Source organism: Saccharopolyspora sp. NPDC047091 (assembly GCF_040643635.1).
Taxonomy (GTDB): Bacteria; Actinomycetota; Actinomycetes; order Mycobacteriales; family Pseudonocardiaceae; genus Saccharopolyspora_C.
Genome location: NZ_JBEYUS010000072.1, coordinates 1 through 20983, shown reverse-complemented (window position 1 = coordinate 20983; position 20983 = coordinate 1). Strand labels below are relative to the sequence as shown.

Annotated in this window: 25 protein-coding genes and 1 pseudogene; 12 read left to right on the top strand and 14 right to left on the bottom strand. The window is 74.0% G+C overall.

Translation table 11 applies throughout. The annotated features are described in order from the left end of the window. Nucleotides 1-35 precede the first annotated feature (35 nt). The 7 genes from ABZ805_RS24440 (at nt 36) to ABZ805_RS24410 (ending at nt 4924) form a co-directional block, all read left to right on the top strand. Nucleotides 36-479, top strand: a complete 444-nt coding sequence (locus ABZ805_RS24440) for a MarR family transcriptional regulator (RefSeq protein ID WP_358444643.1) — start codon at nt 36-38, stop codon at nt 477-479. Next, the gene (locus tag ABZ805_RS24435; RefSeq protein WP_358444641.1) at nt 476-1843 is read left to right on the top strand and encodes an MFS transporter; all 1368 of its coding nucleotides are present in this window, start codon (nt 476-478) and stop codon (nt 1841-1843) included. Before ABZ805_RS24440 ends, ABZ805_RS24435 begins: the two co-directional genes overlap by 4 nt. Before the next feature lie 34 nt (nt 1844-1877). Beyond that, complete coding sequence (locus tag ABZ805_RS24430; RefSeq protein WP_358444639.1) at nt 1878-2459, top strand: hydrolase; 582 nt, start codon at nt 1878-1880, stop codon at nt 2457-2459. Nucleotides 2460-2710: 251 nt separating this feature from the next. Then, a complete protein-coding gene (locus tag ABZ805_RS24425) occupies nt 2711-3493 on the top strand; it encodes an SDR family oxidoreductase (RefSeq protein ID WP_358444637.1) in 783 nt (260 codons plus the stop codon). Nucleotides 3494-3536: 43 nt separating this feature from the next. Continuing rightward, the gene (locus ABZ805_RS24420; RefSeq protein WP_358444635.1) at nt 3537-3968 is read left to right on the top strand and encodes a helix-turn-helix domain-containing protein; all 432 of its coding nucleotides are present in this window, start codon (nt 3537-3539) and stop codon (nt 3966-3968) included. After that, nucleotides 3961-4335 carry a DUF4180 domain-containing protein gene (locus ABZ805_RS24415; protein WP_358444633.1) on the top strand — a complete coding sequence of 125 codons (375 nt, stop codon included), beginning with the start codon at nt 3961-3963 and terminating at the stop codon, nt 4333-4335. The genes ABZ805_RS24420 and ABZ805_RS24415 overlap by 8 nt, the downstream gene beginning before the upstream one ends. Nucleotides 4336-4405: 70 nt before the next feature. After that, on the top strand, nt 4406-4924 hold the full coding sequence (locus tag ABZ805_RS24410; RefSeq protein ID WP_358444631.1) for a DUF1992 domain-containing protein: 519 nt from the start codon (nt 4406-4408) through the stop codon (nt 4922-4924). Between the two features lie 7 nt (nt 4925-4931). Here ABZ805_RS24410 and ABZ805_RS24405 read toward each other — a convergent pair whose 3' ends face one another. The 5 genes from ABZ805_RS24405 to ABZ805_RS24385 form a co-directional block, all read right to left on the bottom strand. Continuing rightward, nucleotides 4932-5327 (bottom strand): VOC family protein, encoded by a 396-nt coding sequence (locus tag ABZ805_RS24405; RefSeq protein WP_358444628.1) that lies wholly within the window; start codon nt 5325-5327, stop codon nt 4932-4934. A gap of 50 nt (nt 5328-5377) precedes the next feature. Then, the gene (locus tag ABZ805_RS24400; protein WP_358444625.1) at nt 5378-6112 is read right to left on the bottom strand and encodes a CPBP family glutamic-type intramembrane protease; all 735 of its coding nucleotides are present in this window, start codon (nt 6110-6112) and stop codon (nt 5378-5380) included. A gap of 5 nt (nt 6113-6117) precedes the next feature. After that, nucleotides 6118-6756 (bottom strand): TetR family transcriptional regulator, encoded by a 639-nt coding sequence (locus ABZ805_RS24395; protein ID WP_358444622.1) that lies wholly within the window; start codon nt 6754-6756, stop codon nt 6118-6120. Nucleotides 6757-6827: 71 nt separating this feature from the next. Next, nucleotides 6828-7451 carry a phosphotransferase gene (locus ABZ805_RS24390; protein WP_358444619.1) on the bottom strand — a complete coding sequence of 208 codons (624 nt, stop codon included), beginning with the start codon at nt 7449-7451 and terminating at the stop codon, nt 6828-6830. Next, nucleotides 7448-7777 (bottom strand): hypothetical protein, encoded by a 330-nt coding sequence (locus ABZ805_RS24385; protein ID WP_358444616.1) that lies wholly within the window; start codon nt 7775-7777, stop codon nt 7448-7450. The genes ABZ805_RS24390 and ABZ805_RS24385 overlap by 4 nt, the downstream gene beginning before the upstream one ends. A 145-nt stretch (nt 7778-7922) precedes the next feature. Between ABZ805_RS24385 and ABZ805_RS24380 the strand changes: the two genes are divergently transcribed. Beyond that, nucleotides 7923-8852 carry a zinc-binding dehydrogenase gene (locus ABZ805_RS24380; RefSeq protein WP_358444613.1) on the top strand — a complete coding sequence of 310 codons (930 nt, stop codon included), beginning with the start codon at nt 7923-7925 and terminating at the stop codon, nt 8850-8852. A 3-nt stretch (nt 8853-8855) separates the two neighbouring features. Here the strand turns inward: ABZ805_RS24380 and ABZ805_RS24375 are convergent, their stop codons facing one another. Both ABZ805_RS24375 and ABZ805_RS24370 read right to left on the bottom strand, forming a co-directional pair. After that, the gene (locus tag ABZ805_RS24375) at nt 8856-10043 is read right to left on the bottom strand and encodes an amidohydrolase family protein (RefSeq protein ID WP_358444606.1); all 1188 of its coding nucleotides are present in this window, start codon (nt 10041-10043) and stop codon (nt 8856-8858) included. A 187-nt stretch (nt 10044-10230) separates the two neighbouring features. Then, entirely contained in the window at nt 10231-11406 is a 1176-nt protein-coding gene (locus ABZ805_RS24370; protein ID WP_358444603.1) for a hypothetical protein, read from the bottom strand. Nucleotides 11407-11655: 249 nt separating this feature from the next. Here ABZ805_RS24370 and ABZ805_RS24365 point away from each other — a divergent pair, with 249 nt between their 5' ends. Beyond that, a complete protein-coding gene (locus tag ABZ805_RS24365) occupies nt 11656-12834 on the top strand; it encodes a tyrosine-type recombinase/integrase (protein WP_358444600.1) in 1179 nt (392 codons plus the stop codon). Here ABZ805_RS24365 and ABZ805_RS24360 read toward each other — a convergent pair whose 3' ends face one another. The 4 genes from ABZ805_RS24360 to ABZ805_RS24345 all read right to left on the bottom strand — a co-directional run bounded on the left by ABZ805_RS24360 (nt 12835) and on the right by ABZ805_RS24345 (nt 16160). Continuing rightward, on the bottom strand, nt 12835-13593 hold the full coding sequence (locus ABZ805_RS24360; protein WP_358444597.1) for a sulfite exporter TauE/SafE family protein: 759 nt from the start codon (nt 13591-13593) through the stop codon (nt 12835-12837). Nucleotides 13594-13812: 219 nt separating this feature from the next. Continuing rightward, complete coding sequence (locus tag ABZ805_RS24355) at nt 13813-14763, bottom strand: amidohydrolase family protein (RefSeq protein WP_358444594.1); 951 nt, start codon at nt 14761-14763, stop codon at nt 13813-13815. 92 nt (nt 14764-14855) lie between these two features. Then, nucleotides 14856-15707, bottom strand: a complete 852-nt coding sequence (locus ABZ805_RS24350) for a class I SAM-dependent methyltransferase (RefSeq protein ID WP_358444591.1) — start codon at nt 15705-15707, stop codon at nt 14856-14858. 54 nt (nt 15708-15761) lie between these two features. Beyond that, entirely contained in the window at nt 15762-16160 is a 399-nt protein-coding gene (locus tag ABZ805_RS24345) for a VOC family protein (RefSeq protein ID WP_358444588.1), read from the bottom strand. Between the two features lie 93 nt (nt 16161-16253). On the opposite strand from ABZ805_RS24345, the gene ABZ805_RS24340 reads away from it, so the two are divergent. Next, nucleotides 16254-17246 carry a WYL domain-containing protein gene (locus ABZ805_RS24340; RefSeq protein WP_358444585.1) on the top strand — a complete coding sequence of 331 codons (993 nt, stop codon included), beginning with the start codon at nt 16254-16256 and terminating at the stop codon, nt 17244-17246. 61 nt (nt 17247-17307) lie between these two features. Here ABZ805_RS24340 and ABZ805_RS24335 read toward each other — a convergent pair. The 3 genes and pseudogenes from ABZ805_RS24335 to ABZ805_RS24325 form a co-directional block, all read right to left on the bottom strand. Further along, nucleotides 17308-17718: pseudogene (locus ABZ805_RS24335) on the bottom strand (nucleotide disphospho-sugar-binding domain-containing protein); the annotation flags it as partial. A 99-nt stretch (nt 17719-17817) separates the two neighbouring features. Next, nucleotides 17818-18420, bottom strand: a complete 603-nt coding sequence (locus ABZ805_RS24330) for a hypothetical protein (protein WP_358444583.1) — start codon at nt 18418-18420, stop codon at nt 17818-17820. Between the two features lie 30 nt (nt 18421-18450). Next, a complete protein-coding gene (locus tag ABZ805_RS24325; protein ID WP_358444580.1) occupies nt 18451-19029 on the bottom strand; it encodes a pyridoxamine 5'-phosphate oxidase family protein in 579 nt (192 codons plus the stop codon). 257 nt (nt 19030-19286) lie between these two features. Here ABZ805_RS24325 and ABZ805_RS24320 point away from each other — a divergent pair, with 257 nt between their 5' ends. After that, entirely contained in the window at nt 19287-19619 is a 333-nt protein-coding gene (locus ABZ805_RS24320; protein ID WP_358444577.1) for a hypothetical protein, read from the top strand. 82 nt (nt 19620-19701) lie between these two features. After that, nucleotides 19702-20844, top strand: coding sequence for an acyl-CoA dehydrogenase family protein (locus ABZ805_RS24315; protein ID WP_358444574.1), 1143 nt, complete (start codon nt 19702-19704; stop codon nt 20842-20844). Nucleotides 20845-20983: the final 139 nt, after the last annotated feature.

The following is a 20983-nucleotide window of genomic DNA, read 5'->3' as shown; positions in this document are numbered from 1 at the left end:
TGGACAGTTCAGGCTGTCGAAATTACCATGGGGGCATGACGGGAACCGGGAACGACGATTCGGCGGTGCGCGCCTCCCGCGAGGTGCGGGTGGTGGTCGGCAGGCTGCGGCGCAGGCTGCGCGAGCTCGCCGTCGGCGACGACCTCACCCCCTCGCAGACCTCGGTGCTCACCCGGCTCGGCAAGGAGGGCGATTCCTCGGCCAGCGTGCTCGCGGTCGCCGAAGGGGTGCGGCCCCAGTCGATGGCCAGCACGCTCGCCGCCCTCGACCAGCACGGGCTCATCGAGCGCAGGCCCGACCCGTCGGACGGCCGCAGGCAGCTCATCACGCTCAGCGAAGCGGGCCGGAGCCGCGCCGAAGGCGACCGGCAGGCGCGCCGCGAATGGCTCACCGCCGCGCTGCAGGAGCGGTGCACCGAACAGGAACGGCACGTGATCATCGAGGCGATGGCGCTGCTGGAACGGGTCGCGGAGCAGTGACCGCCACCGAGCAAGAGCGGTTCGACCGCAGGCTGATCGCCCCGATGGTGCTCGGCTCGGCGCTGAACCCGGTGAACTCCTCCATGATCGCCGTGGCGCTGGTGCCGATCGGCGCCGCGCTCGGCGCGCCACCCGCCGAGACGGCGTGGCTGGTCTCCGCGCTGTACCTGGCCACCGCCGTCGGCCAGCCCGTGGTCGGCAGGCTCGTGGACCTGCACGGCCCGCGGCGGCTGTTCCTCGCCGGTGCGGCGCTGCTCGGCATCGCCGGGGTGCTCGGGGCGCTGGCGCCGAACCTGGGGGTGCTCGTCGTCGCGCGGGTGCTGATCGGTTTCGGCACCTGCGCGGGCTATCCGGCGGCGATGCACCTGATCCGCAGCGAAGCGCGGCGCACCGGGCAGGACAGTCCGAACGGGGTGCTGACGGCGCTGGCGATCTCCGCGCAGACCATCGCCGTGGTCGGCCCCACCCTCGGCGGGCTGCTGATCGGGTTCGGCGGCTGGCGCACCGTGTTCGCGGTGAACATCCCGCTGTCGCTGGCCTGCCTGGTGCTCGGCGCGCTGCGGCTGCCGCGCGGTGGCGGGCAGGAGTCCGGTTCGGGTTCGCTGGACGTGCCCGGCATCGCGCTGTTCGCGGCGACGCTGAGCGCGTTGCTGCTGTTCCTGATGGAACCCGGCGCCGGGCACTGGTACCTGCCCGTGCTCGCGGTCGCCGCCGGAGCGGGGTTCGCGGTGCGGGAGCTGCGCGCGGCGGAACCGTTCCTGGACCTGCGGGTGCTGGCCGGGAACCTGCCGGTGCTGGGCACCTTCGCGCGGACGCTGCTGGCGTTCACCGTCTCCTACGCGTTCCTGTTCGGCTTCACCCAGTGGATGGAGCAGGGCCGCGGGCTCACCCCCACCGAATCCGGGCTGGTGCTGCTGCCGATGTTCCTGACCGGCATCGTCGTGTCCAGCACCACCGGCCGCAGCGACGGCGTTCGCGGCAAGCTGCTCGTCGGCGGCCTGGCCCAGCTGGTGGCCTGCGCGTTGCTGCTGGCCGTCGGCGCGCGCAGCGGGATCTGGCTGCTGGTGGCGATCGCGGTCGTCGTCGGCATCCCGCAGGGGCTGATCAGCCTCGCCAACCAGAAGGCGCTCTACCACCAGGCCGATCCGGAGCGGATGGGTTCCTCGGCCGGGTTGCTGCGCACCTTCACCTACGTCGGGGCGATGGTCGCGGCCGCCGCGGGCGGCGGTTTCCTCTCCGGTGGTGCCGACACCACCGGGCTGCACGGCCTCGCCCTGTTCCTGATCGCCGTCGCCGCCCTGCTGCTGGTGGTGACGGTGCTCGACCGCACGTTGCGGAGCCTCGGGCCCGCGGCGGCGCGGTGATCCATCGGACGAACACCACCGGAAAGGTCCACCCATGTCCCTGAGCACGCTCGACCCGCGCACCGCGCTGGTCGTCATCGACCTGCAGAACGGCATCACCGGCGCGCCAGGCACCCCGCACACCGCCGCCGACGTGGTGCAGCGCTGCGTCCGGCTCGCCGAGGTCTTCCGCGAGCACGACGCCCCGGTCGTGCTGGTGCGGGTCAGCTTCGCCGCCGACGGTGCCGACGCCGCGCCCGGCCGCACCTCCGCGGGCGCCGGCCGCCGCGAGTTCCCGGAAGGCTGGGACCGGATCATCGACGAGCTCGCCGGGCACCCCGCCGACATCGTGGTGACCAAGCGGAACTGGGGCGCCTTCCACGGCACCGACCTGGACGTGCAGCTGCGGCGCCGCGGCGTCACCCAGATCGTGCTGAGCGGCATCGCCACCAGCCTCGGCGTGGAATCCACCGCGCGCGCCGCGCACGAGCACGGCTACCACGTCACGCTCGCCACCGACGCGATGACCGACCTCGACGCGGAGGCGCACCGCAACAGCCTGGAGCGGATCTTCCCGCGCCTCGGCGAGACGGGGACCACCGACGAGGTCGTCGAGTTGTTCGAGTCGACCCGCTGAGTCCGCGTCCCTGCGGGACAGGCCTTTCTACCAGGCGGGTCGTCGGTTTCCTGTCAGCGGCGACGCCGCTGAACCGCCGACCACCCACGCAGCCCGACCACCCGCGGGTTCTCAGCGGTTCCCTCGCGAGGACGGCGTTGTCGCCTGTGGCGGAGCCACCGGTGAGAACGATCCCGCAGCGAGGGAACCGCTGAGGTTCCGCCACCCACCCCCTTCGCGCCAGAAGTAGAAACCTCAGTGATCGGAGTGCCATGTCGGGTTCTTCTCCTCGCCCTGCCGAATCCGGGCGCGGCGTGCTGGTCACCGGCGCCTCCCGCGGCATCGGGCGGGCCATCGCGACCGCGTTCGCCCAGGCCGGGGGCCGGGTAGCAGTGCACTGCTCCTCCCGTCCGGAGGAGGCCGCCCGCACCTTGGAGTCGCTGCCCGGTTCCGGGCACGTGCTGGTGCGGGCCGACATCGCCGACCCGGGCCAGGTGCCGCGCCTGGTCGGGGAGGCGGTCGACGGGCTCGGCGCGCTCGACGTGCTGGTCAACAACGCGGCGGTGATGACCCCGCACCCGCCGGCGACCACCTCCTACGCCGACTGGCAGGCGGCGTGGCGCAGCACCGTCGAAGTGAACCTGCTGGGCGCGGCGAACCTGAGCCACCAGGTGGCCGCGCACCTCATCGAGCGCGGCGCGGGCGGGCGCATCGTCAACGTCGGGTCGCGCGGGGCGTTCCGCGGCGAACCCGACCACCCGGCGTACGCGGCGAGCAAGGCGGCACTGCACGCGTTGGGCCAGTCGCTGGCGGTGGCGCTGGCCCCGCACGGCATCGCGGTGGCCTCGGTGGCGCCGGGGTTCGTCGAGACCGAACGGGTCGCGGGCCGGTTGGACGGGCAGCAGGGCGCGGACATCCGGTCGCAGAGCCCGTTCGGCCGGGTCGCCGCACCGGAGGAGATCGCCTCCGCGGTGCTGTACCTGGCCTCGCCGGCGGCGACCTGGTCCTCGGGCGCGGTGCTCGACGTCAACGGCGCCTCGTATCTGCGCACCTGAAACCTTCCGCATCGTTCGCCATGGTGACTTATGATGGGGAACGATGAGTCAGGAAATGTACTCCGCCGAGCAGGTGGCCGAGCGACTCGGCCTGCACGTGCGCACCGTGCGCGGCTACATCCGCTCCGGGCGGCTCGGCGCGGTGCGCATCGGCAAGCAGTACCGCATCGCCGCGTCAGAGCTGGCCGCGCTCACCGGACTGCCACCGGAACCGGCGACCGCACCGGCGGCGGAGGTCACCAGCGTCGTGCACGTGGACGGCGTGGACCGTACCGCCGCGGACCGGCTCGGCACCCTGCTGCTGGCGGGTGCGGGCACCGGCCCGGACGGGATCAGCGTGCAGACCTCGCACGATCCGCGCCGCGATCGGCTGCGGATCGTGCTGCTCGGCGAGCCCGCGGGCACGGCCGCCGCGCTGGACCTGCTGGCGGGCGTGCTCGACGACCTGCTGCACCGGGAGGGACGCGATGGGTGACGTGATCGAGGAACGAGCCGGAGTACCGGTGCTGGTGTGCGACCCGGCCGGGCCGCCGGTGGCCACCGAGCAGGACGCCGTCGACCTGATCGGCGCCGCCTACCTCGGTGCCGAGGCGGTGGTGGTGCCGGTGGACCGCCTGGCGCCGGAGTTCTTCACCCTCGGCACCGGACTGGCCGGGCAGGTGCTGCAGAAGTTCGCCCAGTACCGGCTGCCGCTGGCGGTGGTCGGCGACCTGACCGAGCAGCTGACCGCGAGCGGAGCACTGCGCGCCCTGGTGCGCGAGTCCGATCGCCGCGACCAGGTGTGGTTCGTGCCGGACGGCGCCGCCCTGGAGGCGCGGCTGCGCGCGCTCGCGAGGCGCTGAGCGAACGGTCGATCGACCGCGGAGCCGCGGATATCCTGGAAACCGGTGGCGAGGAAGCCGGGAGGGCGACATGACCGAGCGCAAACCGCACGGCACGACGTTCGAGACGTGGATCGAACGGCAGATCCGCGTCGCCCAGGAACGCGGCGACTTCGAGGACCTCGACGGCCTGGGCCGCCCGCTGCCCGGGGCGGGCGAGCCGCACGACGAGCTGTGGTGGGTCCGCGGCTACGTCGACCGGGAGGGCTTGTCCCGGGAGGCGCTGCTGCCGACACCGCTGCAACTGCGCAAGGAGGCCGAACGCCTCCGCAGCGAGGTGCGGCAGCTGCCGACCGAGCAGGCGGTGCGGGACGCGGCCGCGGAGCTCAACCGGCGCATCCTGGCGTGGCTGCGCACTCCGACCGGGCCGCAGGTTCCGCTGGGCCTGGTGCAGGTGGAGGAGCTCGTCGCCGACTGGCGCGAGCGGCGCGCGCAGGCCCGCACCTCCGCTCCGGCCGCGCCGGTCCGCCCCGAACCGCCGGCCGGGCGGTGGCAGCGGATCACCCGGTTCCTCCGCGGCACCACCCGGTTCCCCGCGGGCCGCGGCTGATCCGCGATCAGTCCAGGCAGAACTCGTTGCCCTCGACGTCCTGCATCAGCAGGCAGGACTCGTCGTACTCGTCGGCGACGAGCAGCCGCACCCGCTCCGCGCCGAGCGCGACCAGCCGCGCGCATTCGGCTTCCAGCGCGGCGACGCGCTCCGCGCCGACCAGGCCGGTTCCGACGCGCACGTCCAGGTGCACCCGGTTCTTGACGACCTTGCCTTCGGGATCCCGGCACACGAACCCGGCGCCCTGCCGTTCCGGCGGCAGCGTCCGGTCGTAGTCCGCCCAGCTCGCGAAGCCCTCCGGCGGTGGCGGCACGACGTAGCCCAGCACCTCGCACCAGAACCGGGCGAGGCGTTCCGGTTCGGCGCAGTCGAAGGTGACCTGGACCTGCTTGATCGACGACATCCGCTCACCCTAAGTGCCAGGCTGCCGCGAACACCGCGGAACGACGAGGATCAGCGCGCTCGCCCCAGCGGCACCGCCACGCTCGCGGCGACCACGAACCCGACGGCGACGGCCGCGGCCACGGCGGCCGAGTCGTAGTGCGGCAGCGCGGAGCTCGCCACGTTCACCGCGGCGTGCCCGGTGATCGCGGTCGGCAGCACCGCCCCGGAGGCGTCGTAGATCCGGCACAGCAGCACCCGCAGCGCGACGGTGCCCGCGAACCACGCGACGATCCACCCCGCGCCGCGCCCGGCCTGCACCAGCGGGATCACGTGCCACCCGGCCCAGAACGCGCCCAGTCCCAGCGCGAAGGTCCACGATCCGCTGGAGCGGGCGTAGGCGTACCCGGTCCAGCCCAGTTCCTCCCCGGTGGCCGCCAGCAGGAACAGCACGACCAGCACCGGCAGCGACGACCACGGCAGCCCGAGCGGCGGCAGCGGCAGCACCACCCGCAGCGCGGTGCACGAGCCGAGGACCAGCGCGGAGATCAGCAGCGCCGACCCGGCGCACCAGACCAGGCCGACCCGGCTCGGCCGCAACCGGGCGAGCAGTGCGCGGGCGGTGCCGTCCCGGGCCGCGAGCAGCAGCGCGACCGCACCGGGGACGATGAACATGAGGGCGCTGACCGGGATCCCCATCGGCAAGCCGGGGACCGGGCCTGCGAGAGCGCCGAGCACCCAGAACGGCAGCGACAGCAGCACGACCAGGCCGAAGAACCACCGCGATGCGAGGTCTCGGCCGGGCATCTGGCTCAGTCTCGCGCGTGCGGGGCGCAGGTCAGCGCACCGGGGATCGCGGCGAACGCGGTCCGCAGGTGGGTGAGAAGCTCCTCGTGGGTCCCGGTGCCGGCCGCGGCCCACGTGTCGTGCGCGCAGCGGGTCGCGGAGATCAGCACGTCGAGGGCGATCCGCGGCCGCGGGTCGGTGGTGTCGTCGGGGATGGCGAACCGCGCGCCGAGGACGTCCCGGATGGTGCGGGTGGTGCGGTCGCAGAAGTGCAGGTTGTGCCCGTTCATCGCCGGGGTGGTGGCGGTGAGCCGGTGCGCGGCGAGGGTGCGCTGCGCCCACTCCGCGGGCATGTCCGCCACGGTGGCCAGCAGGTCGTCCTGCACCGAGTCGAGCAGGGCGCGGCCCGGCTCGGGTTCGCCGGTGCGCAGCCGTTCGATCAGCGCCAGCCACATGTCCTGGGCCGGGGACATGGCGACGTCTTCCTTGCTGGTGAAGTAGCGGAAGAAGGTGCGCTTGGAGACTTCGACGGCGGCGCACAGCTCGTCGAGGGTGACCGCGTCGAAGCCGCGTTCGGTGAACAGCTCCAGCGCGGTGTCGATGAGCTCTTGGCGGGTGCGCTGCTTCTTGCGCTCGCGCAGCGATCCTGCGGTGGCCTCGGGCATGCGGCCGAGCCTACGCCGCGGGTCGTCCCAGGGGTGAACGCCACCGGAGGGCATCGGGCACCCGGTGGCGTTCAGCCGTCGAGCCCACCGGCGAACGGTCCGGCCCGCCAGCCGTCGAGCGCCGGGGCGACGGCCTCGGCGAGCATCGGCAGCTGCGGGGCGAGGGCGAGGCAGGCCACCGAGCGCAGCATCCCGATCGCGTTGACCAACCGCAGGACCCGTGCGTCGAGGGTGCGCAGGCCGAGCTCGGCGGCCGCGGCGTCGTAGACCGCTTCGCCTTCGGCGCCCAGGAACGCCAAGTCCCACTCGACGGGGCCGGCGGTGGCGAGTTCGAAGTCGGCGAACAGGTCACCGCCGGGCGTGGTGAGGATGTTGACGGCGGGCGCGTCGCCGTGGATCGGCTGGACGTCGATGCCGGGGAACGCCGCCTCGAACGCGGTGCGGGAGCGCACCAGTGGTGCGAGCACGTCCCATTCGCGGCGGGCGCGGTCCAGGTCGGCGGGGGTGATCAGCTCGGGCGACTCGGCGAGGTCGGCGAGCCCGCCGCTGATCATGTCGGGTGCCGCCGAGTCGAGGAACGGGAGTGCGCCGGGGTAGTCGCGGAGCGCCAGGTGCAGGTCGGCGACCAGGCCGCAGCGGGCGGTGTAGTCCGGTTCGGCGGTGGTGTCGTGCTCGACGTGCTGCCAGCAGGTCATGGAGAACCCGTCGCGACGCAGGGGTTCGCGGGGCACGAGGGGCTCGGGGCGACGACGGGCACGCCCTGCTCGGCGAGCCAGGCGACGACGTCGAGCTCGATGCGCTGCTGGGCGGCCTGGTCCTCCACGCGGGTGCCGCGGGGCAGCACGGTCGGCACCCGGACCACGACGGGGGACGGCGCGAGGTGCACGACGACGGAGAACACGTCGTGCAGCACGGTCGCCGCGGAGACGTCCAGTCCGAGCTCGCGGCCCGCGGCGGTGGCGGCGGCGAGGGCGCGGGCGGTGCGGTCGGCGCGCTGCCGGGCGGTCAGGGCTTCGGGCATGCGGGTGATGCTGTCATGCGGCGATCGGGGGTGCGACGGATTTTCGGGGCCCGCCGATCGCCCCTTGACGCCATGTGCCACTCAGTGGCATAACTGGGTGGTCGCGTTCGCGCGGCGACTCCCACCAGGTGAAAGGCCCAGCAACATGCGTGCACTGCTCGTCGACCACTCCGCACCCTCCGGGCTGCGGCTCGACCACGTCGCCGATCCCGCACCGGCGCCGAACCAGGCGCTGGTGCGCGTCTCGGCGATCTCGCTGAACTACGGCGAGGTCACCGACCTGCTGCCCGGCTCGCCCGACGGCACGCTGCTGGGCTGGGACGCGGCGGGCGTCGTCGAACGCGCCGCCGCCGACGGCTCCGGACCGGCCGCGGGCACCCCGGTGGTCACCATGGCCATGCAGGGCGGCTGGGCCGAGCTGCGCGCCGTCGACACCGACACGATCGGCACCGCGCCCGCGGGCGCCGACCTCGGCGTGCTCAGCACCGTCCCGGTCGCCGGGGCCAGCGCGCTGCGCGCCCTGCGCAGGCTCGGGCCCATCCTCGGCAGGCGGGTGCTGGTCACCGGCGCCACCGGCGGGGTCGGGCGCTACGCGGTCGAACTCGCCCGCCTCGGCGGGGCGCACGTGATCGCCTCCACCCGCGACACCGCCGCCCACGGCGAGGAACTGCGCGCCCTCGGCGCCCACGACGTGATCAGCGGACCCGACGAGCTCGCCGAGCCCGTGCACGGCGTGGTCGACAACGTCGGCGGACCGCAGCTGGTCAGCGCGTTCCGCCGGCTGCACGCGGGTGGCACGCTGGTCGCCGTCGGGCACACCACCGGCGCGGCCGAGCACTTCCCGTTCGGCGAGCTGTTCGGCGCCCCCGGCAACGACGATCGCCACCTGGTCACGTTCTTCATGCCCGCCGAATCCGGGCTGGGCGCGGACCTGACCTGGCTGGCCGAGCAGGTCGCCACCGGCCGGCTGCACCCGGAGATCTCCTGGCGCGGCGACTGGGCGCGGGTCGGGGAGGCCACCGCGAAGCTGCGCGACCGCGAGCTGCACGGCAAAGCGGTCCTCGACGTGAGCTGAGGTTCAGCCGACCGCCGCGCCCCGGGCGAGCACGGCGCGCACCGCTCCCAGCGCGGCGACGCCGGTGCGCGGATCGCCGTCGACGACGAGCAGGTCCGCGTCCAGCCCGGGAGCGAGCCGGCCGGTCACCTCGCCCAGCCCGAGTGCGGCCGCGCTCGTCGTGGTCGCCATCTCGACGACGTGCTCGGCGGTGAACCCGAGGTGGACGTAGAGCTCCAGCGCCCCGGCCAGGTCGTCGAACGGGCTGGACGGCAGGCCCGCGTCGGTGCCGGTGATCAGGCCGACGCCGCGCTCGGCCAGCCACGGCAACCGGCCGTAGACCCGGTCGGCGACCTCCGGTGGCAGCGAGTCGATGATCCGCCGCCAGTTGCGGGAGGAGGCCGTGCACGCGTGCACGCCGCGCGCGGCCATCTCCGCAGCGGTCGCCGCGTCGCGGTGCACCTCGCCGGGGCCGGTCATCCACGAGCAGTGCTCGACGGTGTGCACGCCCGCGGCCACGGCGTCCCGAATCGCGGTGGTGCCGTGGGCGTGCGCGGCGACCGGCAGGCCGCGGTGCTCGGCTTCGGCGACGACGAGGCGCAGCCGGTCGCGGTCGAACTGGGACTGCCAGCTCGGCGCTGATCCGGGGGTGATCTGCCCGCCCGAGGCCATCACCTTGATCATGTCCACGCCGAGCCGGGCGTTGCGCCGCACCTGTTCGCGCAGCTCCGCATCGGTCCCGGCGGCGCCACCGAGGAACCAGCAGTGCCCGGCCGGCACGGTCAGCGGCGGACCGGTCGTGATCAGCCGCGGGCCCGGGAGGTGGCCCGCGGCGATGTCGTCGCGCAGCCGCGCGGTGATCCCGCCGCGGTCGCCGCAGTCCCGCAGCGTGGTCACCCCGGAGCGCAGCGCCTGCCGCGCGTGTTCGGCCGCCTGCGCGCGCAGCTCGTCGTCGGAGGCGGTGCGGACCCGTTCGACCAGGGTGGCCGAGTCGGGCGCGGTGTCGTCGAAGACCAGGTGCACGTGGGCGTTGATCAGCCCGGGCAGCAGGGTGGCGCCGGGAAAGTGCTCGTGTTCGGCGTGCTCCCGGTGGCGCAGCTGCTCGCGCGGGCCGACGGCGGCGATCCGGGCACCGTCGACCAGGACGGCGCCGTCGTCGACGCAGTCCCCGGCCGGTCCCGGCAGCATCCGGTCCGCGCTGATCAACTTCATGGGTGCGGCTCCTTCGTCGCCTGTCGAGGGGGCGGATGGCCCGACAATGATCGTTTCCGCGCTGGTCCCCAAACACCCGCGACTTTCAGCACGGTGACGAAAAGATCGGGTGATCTCCCGTCGTCTCCCGCAACGTAGCGATGCGAGCCCGGTCGCCGAAGCCGATCGCGGGGATTCGCCGCCGTGCTCAGCCGGTGGTCTCCGCGGAGTCCGCGTCCTGCCCGAGCAGGGCGCGCACCCGTGCGGGCAGCTCGCCGGCGGGTTCGGTGGTGAGGGACTGGCGCAGGGCCGCGCGGAATTCCTCGTGCTCGCGGCGGGCAGTGGCCGCGGCCGCGTGCTGCTCGGCGTGCGCGGCGCGTTCGGCGGCGAGTTCCTGGTGCAGCGGGGCGAGGCCGGCGGCGTAGGTGCGGGTGGCTTCGGTGAGCCGGTCGGTGAGTTCGGCGGCGCGGGTGTCGGCGGCTTCGCGGGTGGCGGTGAGCTGCCGGGTGAGCTCGGCTTCCTGCTCGGCCAGCTGCTGTCGCCAGTGCCGGTCGAGTTCGTCGCGCAGGCGCTGCCGGTCTTCGTCGGCTTCGCGGCGGAGCCGTTCCTGTTCGTCGAGGGCGGTGGCGCGTTCGGTGGCGCGGGCGTCGTTGAGCTCGGTGATGTGCTGCTGGGCGGCGGCGGCTTGGGCGAGCGCGGTGTGCCGGTCGGCTTGCGCCCGGGTGCTGTCGCGGCGCGCGGCGTCGCGGTCGGCGCAGGCGGCGTCGCGCTCCTGCACGGCTTCGTCGCGTTCGGCTTCGGCGGCCTCCTGCGCGGCACGGGCGGTCGCCACCTGTTCGCGGGCTTCGGCGGTTTCGGTGCGGGCGCGGTCGCGGTCGTGCTCGGCGGCGCGGGACTTCTCCAGCGCGTCGTCCCGGTCGGCTTCGGCGGTGGAGCGGGCGGTGAGCGCGGTGGCGAGCTGTTCGGTGGCGTGCTGCTGCAGCGCGGCGATCTCGGTGCGCACCGGGTCGAGCACTCCGGTCAGGGCGGTGAGCCGGTCGTCGAGGGCGTGCACGTCGAGGTGGGTCATGGGCTGGTCGGGGCCGTAGACCCGGGTCCAGATCTCGCGCTGCTCGTCGAGCATGGCGCAGCTGATCGTCTTGGCGCCCCACTGCCCGTAGCGGTCGGGGTCGGGGGCGCAGTAGGGGGTGGGTCGTCCGCCGCGCGGGGGCAGCGGCGGGAGCGGTTCGCCGCAGTAGGCGCAGGCGGCGTCCTGCCCGGCGGCGAGGGCGCGCAGGGTCGCTTCCCGTCGTTCGTCACGGCTGCCGCGGCGGGTCGGGGGTGTCCGGGTGTCGGACCGCTCCGCGCTCTCGTCCGCTTCGGGGGTCGCCGCCACTTCGCTCACGTTGACCTGCACTCCTTCGTCCGGCTGGTTTTGATTGTAAAACTCTAACATCGGGTTCGACTTATCTAACCAAAACCAGCTTGCGCAGGAACCCCGGGCGAGTTCATATGGATAACCAGGATTATGGATATACTCTGATCTTGCGGCGGGACAACGCCGGAACGGCCGTGCAATACGGCAAATCGGACACGATCAGGGGCGGAGTCGACCCCCGAAAAATGGGGGATCCGCGGAAAGCAGGGGAGACGCATGACCGAGGTGGCCACCCGCCAGGAGCCGACCGGCACGCCGGGCCCGGAGCGCTTCGCGGAGTTCCTGCGCGTCTACGCCTCGCTGAACACCCGCATCGCCTACGCCACCGATCTCGGCATCCCGCTGGACTGGGTGCCCGGCTACACCGCGCCCGAGCCGGGACGCCGCCGCGGGCGGGCCCGGCGCAGCGAGCCGACCGGGTTGGAGTGGCTGCACTGGTGCGTGCGCCAGGACTTCGGCTCGTTCGCCGAGGTGCGGGTGCAGCACGTGGAGCGCTGGCTGGAGGAACTCGCCCAGGTCGGGTACCGGGACGCGACCCGGGCGCGGATGCTCTCGGCGGTCTCGGCGTTCTACCAGAAGTACCTGCTGCGGGAAGGCCTCGCCGAGCACAACCCGGCCGCGCTGGTGGACCGCTCCGCCCAGCACCTCAACCGGTCCGGTTCGACCCCGTCGCAGACGGCGATGTGGTCGTTCGAGGCGTGCCGGGCGTTGCTGCTGGCCGCGCACCTGCTGGCGGACCGGCACCGCAACGGGCCGCGGGACCGGGCGATGGTGGAGGTGCTCATCGGCACCGGGGTGCGCGCGGAGGAGCTGGTCGGGGTGAACCTGGACGACTACCACCGTCCCGCCGCGGGTGGTCCTGCCGCGCTGCGGGTGCACGGCAAGGGCGCGAAGGACCGTCGGGTGGCGCTGGCGGCACCGGTGGCGGATGCGGTGGAGGACTACCTGCGGGTGCGGACCGCGCCGCAGGTCCCGGCGCTGCGCGGGCAGCCGGGGCTGCGCGCGCCGGAACCGATGTTCGTGACCTCGACAGGCCGGCGGGTGCACGTGTCGCACGTGCAGGCGTTGCTGCGGCGGTTGTGCGCGACGTTCGCCCCCGCCCCGGATGCGGCGCCGCCGCGGTCCCGGCGGTTGCGGGAGGTGCTCGACGGTGAGCAGGCGTCGCTGGTCGCGGCGCACCTGGGCCCGTTGCGGGAGACGATCCACCCGCATTCGGCGCGGCACTCCTACGCCACGCACGCCATCACCCGCGGTGCCGAGCCCCGCCAGGTGCAGCACGACCTGGGGCATGCGGCGCTGTCGACCACCGAGGGCTACCTGCACGACGCCGAGGACCTCGCCCAGTCGGCGGCGCACGAGTTGTCCCCGGCGCTGCACCGGGGCTGGCTGCGGTGATCAGCCGTGCAGCGCCAGGTAGGGCGCGAGCGCGAGCAGGGTGATGATCAGCGCGTACGTGAGGGTGCGGGTGGGCAGTGCGCGGGCGATCTTCCAGCCGAGCAGCACGCCGAGCAGTTCCGGCACGCCGACGATCGCGGCCAGCGGCCAGTCGATGGCGCCGTGGGCGAGGTAGCCGATGGTGCCGACGCTCGCGATGACGATCGACTGCGCTTGGGCGGCGGCCAGCGCTTCGAGCACCGGCACGCGCAGCGCGATCAGCAGTGGGACGGTGAGCATCGGCCCGCCGATGCCGACGATGCCCGAGGCGATCGCCACGGCCAGCCCGAGCGCGACCACGGCGGCCACCGGCGGGTGCGCACGGGTCCGGGTGGGGGTGCGGCGTTCGCGGAACCACACCAGTCCGGCCACAGCGGTGACCAGCACGGCGAGCACGATCCCGAAGGCGCGCTGGGACACGAGGGTGTTGAGCTGCACGCCGATCGGGGTGCCGAGCACGGCGGTGCCCGCCAGCAGCAGCGCGGTGCGGCGGGTCTCGGGTTCGCGCAGCTGCCCGGACCGGGTGTAGGCGGCGGTACCGAGGGCGCCGGTGGCGATGTGGGTGGCGATGGCGGTGCCGGCGACTTCGGCCGGGGTCAGGGTGGTGAGTGCGAACAGCCCGATGGTGGGCAGCACGCCGCCGGGGCCGAGGGCGGTGATGCCGATGCCGCCCGCGAGGCCCAGCAGGGCCAGCGCGAGGATCGTGGGGAGGCCGATCACCGCGCAGCCACTGGTCGATCGAGGTTGCGCGGCACGGTGTCCTCCTCGGCGGTATCCGGTCGCCGGGTGTTCCCCGGCGGGCGGTCAAGTTACCGGGCCGGGGTCACGCCGAGGTCGCGCCGGAGCCGGGCGCGGGCCGGTCGGCGACGATCTTCGCGGCACCTGGGACATGATCTATTTCAGTCACGGTGACGAAATTATCCGGCGGTGGTGGCCGGTTCAGGCGAGCCGCGGGAACAGCCGGGCGGCGTTGCCGCGTTCGATGGCGGCGAGCTCGTCGTCGGAGAAGCCGAATCCGGTGAGGTTCGCGGTGTTGCGGGCCCCGTTGGTCTCGGGCGCGGCGGGCCAGTCGGTGCCGAACAGGATGTGGTCGGTGCCGGTGACCTCCAGGGTCGGCAGCAGCGAGTTGCGGCTGCCCGCCAGGGCGGTCTCGTAGTACAGCGCGCCGAGCGCGGTCCGGATGTGCTCGGGTCCGACCTCGTGGTCGTCGTCGGGTCCCATGCCCATCTCGCTGTGCTCGGCGATGCGCCAGCCGAGGGTGGGCAGCGGTCCGCCGCAGTGCGCGAGGATCAGGGTGAGCTCGGGGTGGCGGCGGAACGCGCCGCGGTAGATCCCGTCGATGATGGTGCGAGCGGTGTCGAAGGTGAATTCGCAGACCGAGCTGGGCCGCCCGAGCCCGAGGTGGTCGACGATGACGGGGCTGTCGGCGGGGTGCAGGAACGCCGGGACCCGGCGGCGTTCGAGTTCGGCGAGCAGCGGTGCGTACTGCTCGGAGCCGAAGTAGTGCCCGCCGGTGTTGGAGTTGAGCAGCACGCCGTCCAGGTGCAGCACGTCCAGGGCGTGTTCGAGTTCGGCCAGCGCCGCGTCGGTGCTGCTGCTCGGGAGGGCGGCGAAGGCGCCGAAGCGGTCCGGGTGCGCGGCGATGATCTCGGCGTACTCCTCGTTGACGGCGCGGGCGAGTCCGGTGTCGCCGGTGCCGCCGGCGAAGGTCGCGGGCACGGACAGCACTTGGGCGGCGATGTCGTGGCGGTCCATGAAGGCGATGGCGGCGTCCGGGGACCAGTCCACGTCGACCCGGTAGCCACCCGCGATGCGCAGCCCGGAGCGGAACAGCTCGGCGATGGATCCGCCGAGGTAGTGGGCGTGCACATCGATGCGATTGCGCGGCACGGAGACCAACCCTCCGATTAAGAGACGAACTTGTTCCTTAATGTTAGCGCGGTTCGGGAGGCGGGACCGAGCGCGGTGGGCTCGGGGAATGCTCAGCGGCGGGCGCGCAGGATGCGGCTGGCGCGCAGCGCCCGGGGCGGTTCCCCGTCGAACTCCCCCGATCCGCCGAGGTATCCGGCGACGAGTTCGGTGGCGGAGTGGTCCTCGACCTCGGTGAACCCGAGGTCGTGCAGCTGCCCGGCGATGTCCTCCGGGGTGAACAGGCTGTGCCAGGGTTCACCGAGGGCGGCGACCCGTTCGGCGCGCTGCCGCAGCCGCGCGCGTTCGGCATCGTCCTCGGCCGGTCGCAGGTAGTCGAAGATGACATCGACGGGCCGGGCTTGACCGGCGACGTAGGCGAGGGTGTCGCGCGCGGAGTCCGGGCTCAGGTAGAACACGACGCCGAGCCAGACGAACACGGCGGGTTCGTCCCGGTCGAACCCGGCGGCGGCCAGTTCGGCGGCGAGCGCGTCGGTTTCGAAGTCGACGGGCACGAAGGTCATGGTGTCGGGCCGCTCGATCCCGGCCTCGGTGAGGCGCCTGCGCTTCCACGCCTGGGTGGCCGGGTGGTCGACTTCGAACACGTGCAGCCCGGGGTGCGGGTTGCGGTAGGCGAAGGTGTCCAGGCCCGCGCCGAGGACCACGACCTGCCGGACGCCGGTTGCGGCGGCCGCGGCCACGCGGTCCTCGGCGAAGCGGGCGCGGGCGGCGAAGAACAGGCGTCGCGGCCGGCTGTCGGGGCGGTCCTCGGCGGGCTCGGCGTAGGCGGCGAGCTCCTCGTCGGTGATGCCGACCAGTGGGCCCGCGACCGGGTCGGTGAGGATCAGCGGCCGGTCGGCGACCTGGTGGTAGGCGCGGGCGCGGGCGGTCGCGAGCGCGGTCCGGCTGGGTTCCTCGGCGTCCATGTCCCCGAACCTACTCAGGACCGCGCCCCGGGTGCGGTGAACCCGGTCATGCGATCAGCGGGCGAACTTCGCGATCGCCGCCGGGGTGACGGGGGTGAAGAAGTTGACGAGGTTGCCGTCGGGGTCGCGGAACAGCAGCGACCGGTTGCCCCAGGGCATCGTGGTCGGTTCGGCGACGAACTCGGTCACGAGGCTGGTCAGGTTCCGGTGCACCGCGTCCACGTCGGCGACCAGGAACTCGATGATGACGCTGCGGTTCTCGCCCGGGTGCGCCGAGCCGGGCGCGAACAGCGGGACGGTGCGGGTTCCGGCGAGTGCGAGGGTCGCCGAGGGGGCGTTGATCTCGGCGAAGTCCTCGGTGGCCCAGGCCGCCGGGATGCCGGTGGCGCGCTCGTAGAAGTCGACGAGGCGGGCGACGTCGGCGGTGATGATGCGGATCGATGCGAAGTCCACGGGTGCTCCTCCAGGGGGCGGTTGCTCGTTCGACCGCACGCTACGAGCGATACCGGGCGGAACCCGCCCGGTATCGGAGGGAGAATCTCGGACGTGCCTCGACCCACCGCCCGCGTGCTGGCCCTGCTGGAGCTGTTGCAGTCGGGCGGGACCCGTCCGGTCGGCGAGCTGGCGGACCGGCTGGGGGTGGACGAGCGCACGGTGCGCCGCTACGTCGATCACCTGCTGGACCTGGAGGTGCCGGTGGAGTCGGTGCGCGGCCGCTACGGCGGCTACCGGCTCGCCGCCGGGCACCGGTTGCCGCCGCTGATGCTCACCGATGAGGAGGCGCTGGCGGTGCTGCTCGGCCTGGTCGCCGGACGCCGGGCCGGGCTGGCCACGGCCACGGGCGCCTCGGGTGAGACGGCGGCGGCGAAGATCCGGCGGGTGCTGCCGCAGCGGCTGCGGGGCAGGCTCGACGCGGTGCTCGGCGCGCTCGCCTTCACCGCCCCGGCCGGAGATCCACCGGTGCCGGAGGCCGCGGTGCTGCTGGCGCTCGCCGATGCGGTGCGCCACCACCGGCCGGTGTCGATCCGCTACACGGCCGCCGACGGCAGGCGCAGCGAGCGGACCCTGCACCCGTACGGGCTCGTCGCCCACTCGGGCCGCTGGTACGTGACCGGTGCCGTTCCGGGGATCGGGGAGGACCGGAACTTCCGGCTGGACCGCATCTCGGCTGCGATGCCGCTGCCCGGCGCGTTCGCCCCGCCCGGCGAGGTGGATGCGGCGCAGCGGGTGCTGACCGGGCTGGCCACCGCTCCGCACCGGCACGAGGTGGTGCTGCTGGTGCAGGGCGAGGCCGAGCAGGTCCGCGGCGGGCTGCCCGCGGGGCTCGTGGTCGTGTCGGAGGGCGCGGGCGAGCCGGGCTGGTGCCGGGTGGAGTTGCGGGCGGAGCGGCTCGACTGGGTGCCCGGCGTGCTCGCCGCCCTGGACCTGCCCTTCGCGGTCGAACGTCCCGCCGAGCTGCGCGAGCACGTCGAGGCGTTCGCCGAGCGCCTCGCCCGCTCGGCGCGCAGACGTCCACCTGGAACGACCGGCGACCGGTAGGGCGCTCGCACCGCAGCCGGGCGAGGTCGCGGGCGGCGATCCGCGCACCGTCGGCGCGGACCCGGCCGGCGAGGTGCCGGGCGCGTTCTGCGCAGGTGAGCGCGGTGCGCAGCGCGTCGGTGAGGGAGTCCGCGGTGGGTGTGCCGGGATGCGCGGCGCCGAGGCCGAGATCGGTGACGCGCCGGGCCCAGTAGTGCTGGTCGTAGACCTCCGGCAGCAGGACCTGCGGGACTCCGGCGCGGGCGGCCGCGGTGGTGGTGCCCGCACCTCCGTGGTGCACGACGGCGGCGACGCGCGGGAACAGGGTCCGGTGGTCGAGGTCGTCGACGAGGAGGTGGTCCCCGGCGGGCGGATCGAGCCCGGCCCAGCCGCGGGAGATGATCGTGCGGCGCCCGAGCCTGCGGGTCGCCTCGACCGCGACCCGGGCGAGATCGTCCGCGGCGGCGGGCCTGCTGCCGAGTCCGAGGTGCACCGGTGGGTCGCCTGCGGCGAGGAAGTCGACGACCTCGCGCGGCAGCGGGCGGTGTTCGGGCGGCAGCCACGCCCCGGTCTGGTGCACGTCGTCGCCGGGTCACGGGGCGAGCACCGGGTCGGCGGCCAGCCACGGCCGGTCCCCGAACACGTGGGCGCGCACGCCGCCGATCGGCGGGAGCCCGGCCGAGGCGCGGTGGGTGCGCAGCGGTGCGCCCCAGGTGGTGTCCCACCGGTGTTCCTCGGCGGCCCACAGCTGCGCGTTGCCGCCCGCGGGGTGCTGCGGCCGGCCGGGCCACGGCGCGGGCGGGTGCTGCGGGGACGGCAGCGTCGCCGGGCAGTAGTGCGCGTGGACGTAGCGGCTCCCGGCGAGTTCGGCGGCCGAGCGCACGCCGATCGCCAGCGACCCGGTGCCCACCAGCACGTCGGTGCCGGCGGCGGCCGCGGGCAGCACGGCGAACTGGGCGGCGACGGTGTCCTCGGCGGCGCGGCGCCGACCGGCATCGGTGCTGAGGTCCCAGCCGGACCCGCGCATCGGCGGCCCGAGCGCCAGCACCGGCACCCCGAGCCGTTCGGCGTGGTCGTGGAAGTCCGGTGGCACCGCGACCTGCGCGCGGTGCCCGTCGTCGAGCAGGTCGCGCGCCAGCGCCAGCAGCGGCTGCACTTCGCCGCGCCTTCCCATCGTGGCCAGCAGTGCTCGCACCCGGACCTCCGGTCGTCCTCGGGGCGCAGGTCAGCCGCGCGGGGGCAGGGGCATCGGCACGGCGGGCAGGCCGTCGATGCTGGTGACGTTGTGCTCCTTGGCCGCGCAGTAGGCGGCGAACTCCTCGTCGGTCTTGCGGCCGAAGTGCCGGGCGTGCAGGTCCCGGTCCGCGCGGTGGTCCATCAGCGGGACGGCGAACCCGCAGGAGTCGCTGATGCGGTCGGCGTCGACGAGCACCACCGCGCGCAGCCCGGGCGCGTCGGCGTCGCCGAAGTGCTCGACGAGCGGTCCGAACCGCGGGTCGTCGCGGAAGATCGGGGTGCCGCGGCCGTGCACGCGCAGCACCTTCGGCGGCCCGGTGAACGCGCACCACATCAGGGTGATGCGGGCGTTCTCCCGCAGGTGCGCGATGGTCTCGGCGTGGCTGCCGCCGAAGTCCAGGTAGGCGAGGGTGTGCTCGTCGAGGACGACGAGGGTGCCGGAGCGGCCCTTCGGGGAGAGGTTGACGTGCCCGTCATCGGACAGCGGTGCGGTGGCCACGAAGAACACCGGCTGTTCGACGATGAACGTCCGTAATCGCTGGTCGAGGCGTGCGTAGGTGGTTCCCATCCGTCGATTGTCACCGGCGGATCAACCGGCTCGCGGTCTCGCGGCCGGAGCCGGTCCAGGGTCATGTGCCCAGGACCCGGAGCCGGTGACGTGTCCTGGGCGGTTCGTCCCGGATGGCTGTAGCGGGAACAGCCCGCGTCGGTGAGGTCGTCCGGGAGGTGTGGGGGCGCTGATCGGGGTCGGGGCGGGCGATCCCGGTGGCCGGGTCGGTGGCATCCCCGATTTTCCCGGTGGGGCGATGGCCGAGGCTGGTCGGCATGGGAGAGCCGGGTGTGCACGAGGTGCGCGTGCGGGGGTGCGCGTCGACGCGGGAGGCGTTGGCGTGGCAGGAGCCGATCGGGATGCTGCTGTGCCCGGAACGGGAGCACCGGGGTCCGTGCGAGGTGCCGTGGACGTGCACCGTCCGCGATGTCGGTGCCGGGGAGTGCCTGGTCGTCGCGATCATCGCGTCGAGCGAGGTCGCCGAGCAGGTCGGCGAGCGGGTCCGGGCGCTGACCGGGCGGGAAGTGGTGCTGCGTCCGGGTGATCCGGCGGAGTACGAGGTGCTGGTCGAGCAGTACCGCATCGAGCGCGGGGCGCTACCGGGCTGAGGTGGGGCATCCGGTTCACGGCGGTACCCGTGCCGGTTCGGCCCCCGGGAATAGATGTCGATCATGGAATGTTGCCGGGCTCATGACTACTGACATGATCGACGGCGCGGCCGTCCCGCTGCTCGACGCCGCCCGCACGGCGGCGAAGCAGGCGGCGGTCGACGCCGCGGCCACCGAACGGGATCGGCGGATCACCGACGCCAGTGCGGCCGCCGCCCGGGCCGCGGGCGCGTTCGCCCTGGGCGTGCGCCGGGCCGACGGCGGGCTCGAAGCAGGACTGAGCACGCGGGTCCGGTTCTTGGCCGAGCTCGGGCGGGGCTGTCCGTCGACGGCGTGGGTTGCGGCCACGACCTACGAAGCGAAGAGCCTGCTGCAGATCGGCACCACTGACGAGGCGTACGCGGACGCGTTCCGCGACGTCGACGACGTGGTGTGCTCCTCGGCCCGCACCGGCACGGCCGTCCGCGAGCCTGGCGGGCTGCGCATCTCCGGGCGGTGGCCGTACGCGTCGGGTTGCGAGCTGGCCGAGTGGGCGATGCTGTCGGTGCAGCTGCCCGCCGAGGGTGATCGCCCGGCGCAGCCCGCCGCGGTGTTCGCCCGCACCCGCGAGCTGACCGTCGAGCGGGACTGGAACATGGCGGGGCTGGGCGGCACCGGCAGCCACACCCTCGTCGGCGAGGACGTGTGGATCCCCGATTCGCACCTGCTGGATCTGGGGCGGATCGGGGCGGCGCTGTCGAACCTGGCGATCGCGGTCGGGTTGTTCGCCCCGCTGTGGGGTGCCGCGCGCGGCGCGCTGGACGTGGTGACCGAGGTCGTCGGCAAGCGCACCTCGCCGAACCCGGGGCACGCGTCGATGGCCGATTCGCCCGGTGCCCGCAGGAACCTCGCCGTCGCCGCGCACGGCATCGACACCGCGCACCGGCGGATGCTCGGCGTCGCCGAAGCCCTCGAATCCGCCTCGCCCGGCGAGGCCCTCCGCGCCGAGGAGCGGGCCCGGTTGCGGATGGATCTGATCACTGCGGTGCGGGAATGCCGTGGCGCGCTGGAGGAGCTGCTGGACCTGCACGGTTCCAGCGGGCTGGACGCCGCGAACCCGTTGCAGCGGTTCTGGCGGGACTTCGCGGTCGGGTCGCGGCACGTGCAGTTCACCTCGCATGTCGTCGAGGACGACTACGGCGTCCTGCTGCTCGGCCTGGATGCGGCGCCGTCCGGACTGCTCTGAGGCCCGGTCGTCGGGGAGTGCGGTGCCCGCGTCCGCTCGGCGGCACGCGGGCCCCCGAGCGGGGCTCACCGGGCGGCGGGGGCCGTGCCCCCCGCGGGGGGGGCGGCCGGCGCGGCGGGGTGGGGCGTCACGGCGCGGG

Coding starts and splice junctions, on each gene's coding strand:
- ABZ805_RS24440 (WP_358444643.1), top strand. CDS start 36: ATGACGGGAACCGGGAACGACGATTCGGCGGTGCGCGCCTCCCGCGAG.
- ABZ805_RS24430 (WP_358444639.1), top strand. CDS start 1,878: ATGTCCCTGAGCACGCTCGACCCGCGCACCGCGCTGGTCGTCATCGAC.
- ABZ805_RS24425 (WP_358444637.1), top strand. CDS start 2,711: ATGTCGGGTTCTTCTCCTCGCCCTGCCGAATCCGGGCGCGGCGTGCTG.
- ABZ805_RS24420 (WP_358444635.1), top strand. CDS start 3,537: ATGAGTCAGGAAATGTACTCCGCCGAGCAGGTGGCCGAGCGACTCGGC.
- ABZ805_RS24415 (WP_358444633.1), top strand. CDS start 3,961: ATGGGTGACGTGATCGAGGAACGAGCCGGAGTACCGGTGCTGGTGTGC.
- ABZ805_RS24410 (WP_358444631.1), top strand. CDS start 4,406: ATGACCGAGCGCAAACCGCACGGCACGACGTTCGAGACGTGGATCGAA.
- ABZ805_RS24405 (WP_358444628.1), bottom strand. CDS start 5,327: ATGTCGTCGATCAAGCAGGTCCAGGTCACCTTCGACTGCGCCGAACCG.
- ABZ805_RS24400 (WP_358444625.1), bottom strand. CDS start 6,112: ATGCCCGGCCGAGACCTCGCATCGCGGTGGTTCTTCGGCCTGGTCGTG.
- ABZ805_RS24395 (WP_358444622.1), bottom strand. CDS start 6,756: ATGCCCGAGGCCACCGCAGGATCGCTGCGCGAGCGCAAGAAGCAGCGC.
- ABZ805_RS24390 (WP_358444619.1), bottom strand. CDS start 7,451: ATGACCTGCTGGCAGCACGTCGAGCACGACACCACCGCCGAACCGGAC.
- ABZ805_RS24385 (WP_358444616.1), bottom strand. CDS start 7,777: ATGCCCGAAGCCCTGACCGCCCGGCAGCGCGCCGACCGCACCGCCCGC.
- ABZ805_RS24380 (WP_358444613.1), top strand. CDS start 7,923: ATGCGTGCACTGCTCGTCGACCACTCCGCACCCTCCGGGCTGCGGCTC.
- ABZ805_RS24375 (WP_358444606.1), bottom strand. CDS start 10,043: ATGAAGTTGATCAGCGCGGACCGGATGCTGCCGGGACCGGCCGGGGAC.
- ABZ805_RS24365 (WP_358444600.1), top strand. CDS start 11,656: ATGACCGAGGTGGCCACCCGCCAGGAGCCGACCGGCACGCCGGGCCCG.
- ABZ805_RS24350 (WP_358444591.1), bottom strand. CDS start 15,707: ATGGACGCCGAGGAACCCAGCCGGACCGCGCTCGCGACCGCCCGCGCC.
- ABZ805_RS24325 (WP_358444580.1), bottom strand. CDS start 19,029: ATGGGAACCACCTACGCACGCCTCGACCAGCGATTACGGACGTTCATC.
- ABZ805_RS24320 (WP_358444577.1), top strand. CDS start 19,287: ATGGGAGAGCCGGGTGTGCACGAGGTGCGCGTGCGGGGGTGCGCGTCG.
- ABZ805_RS24315 (WP_358444574.1), top strand. CDS start 19,702: ATGACTACTGACATGATCGACGGCGCGGCCGTCCCGCTGCTCGACGCC.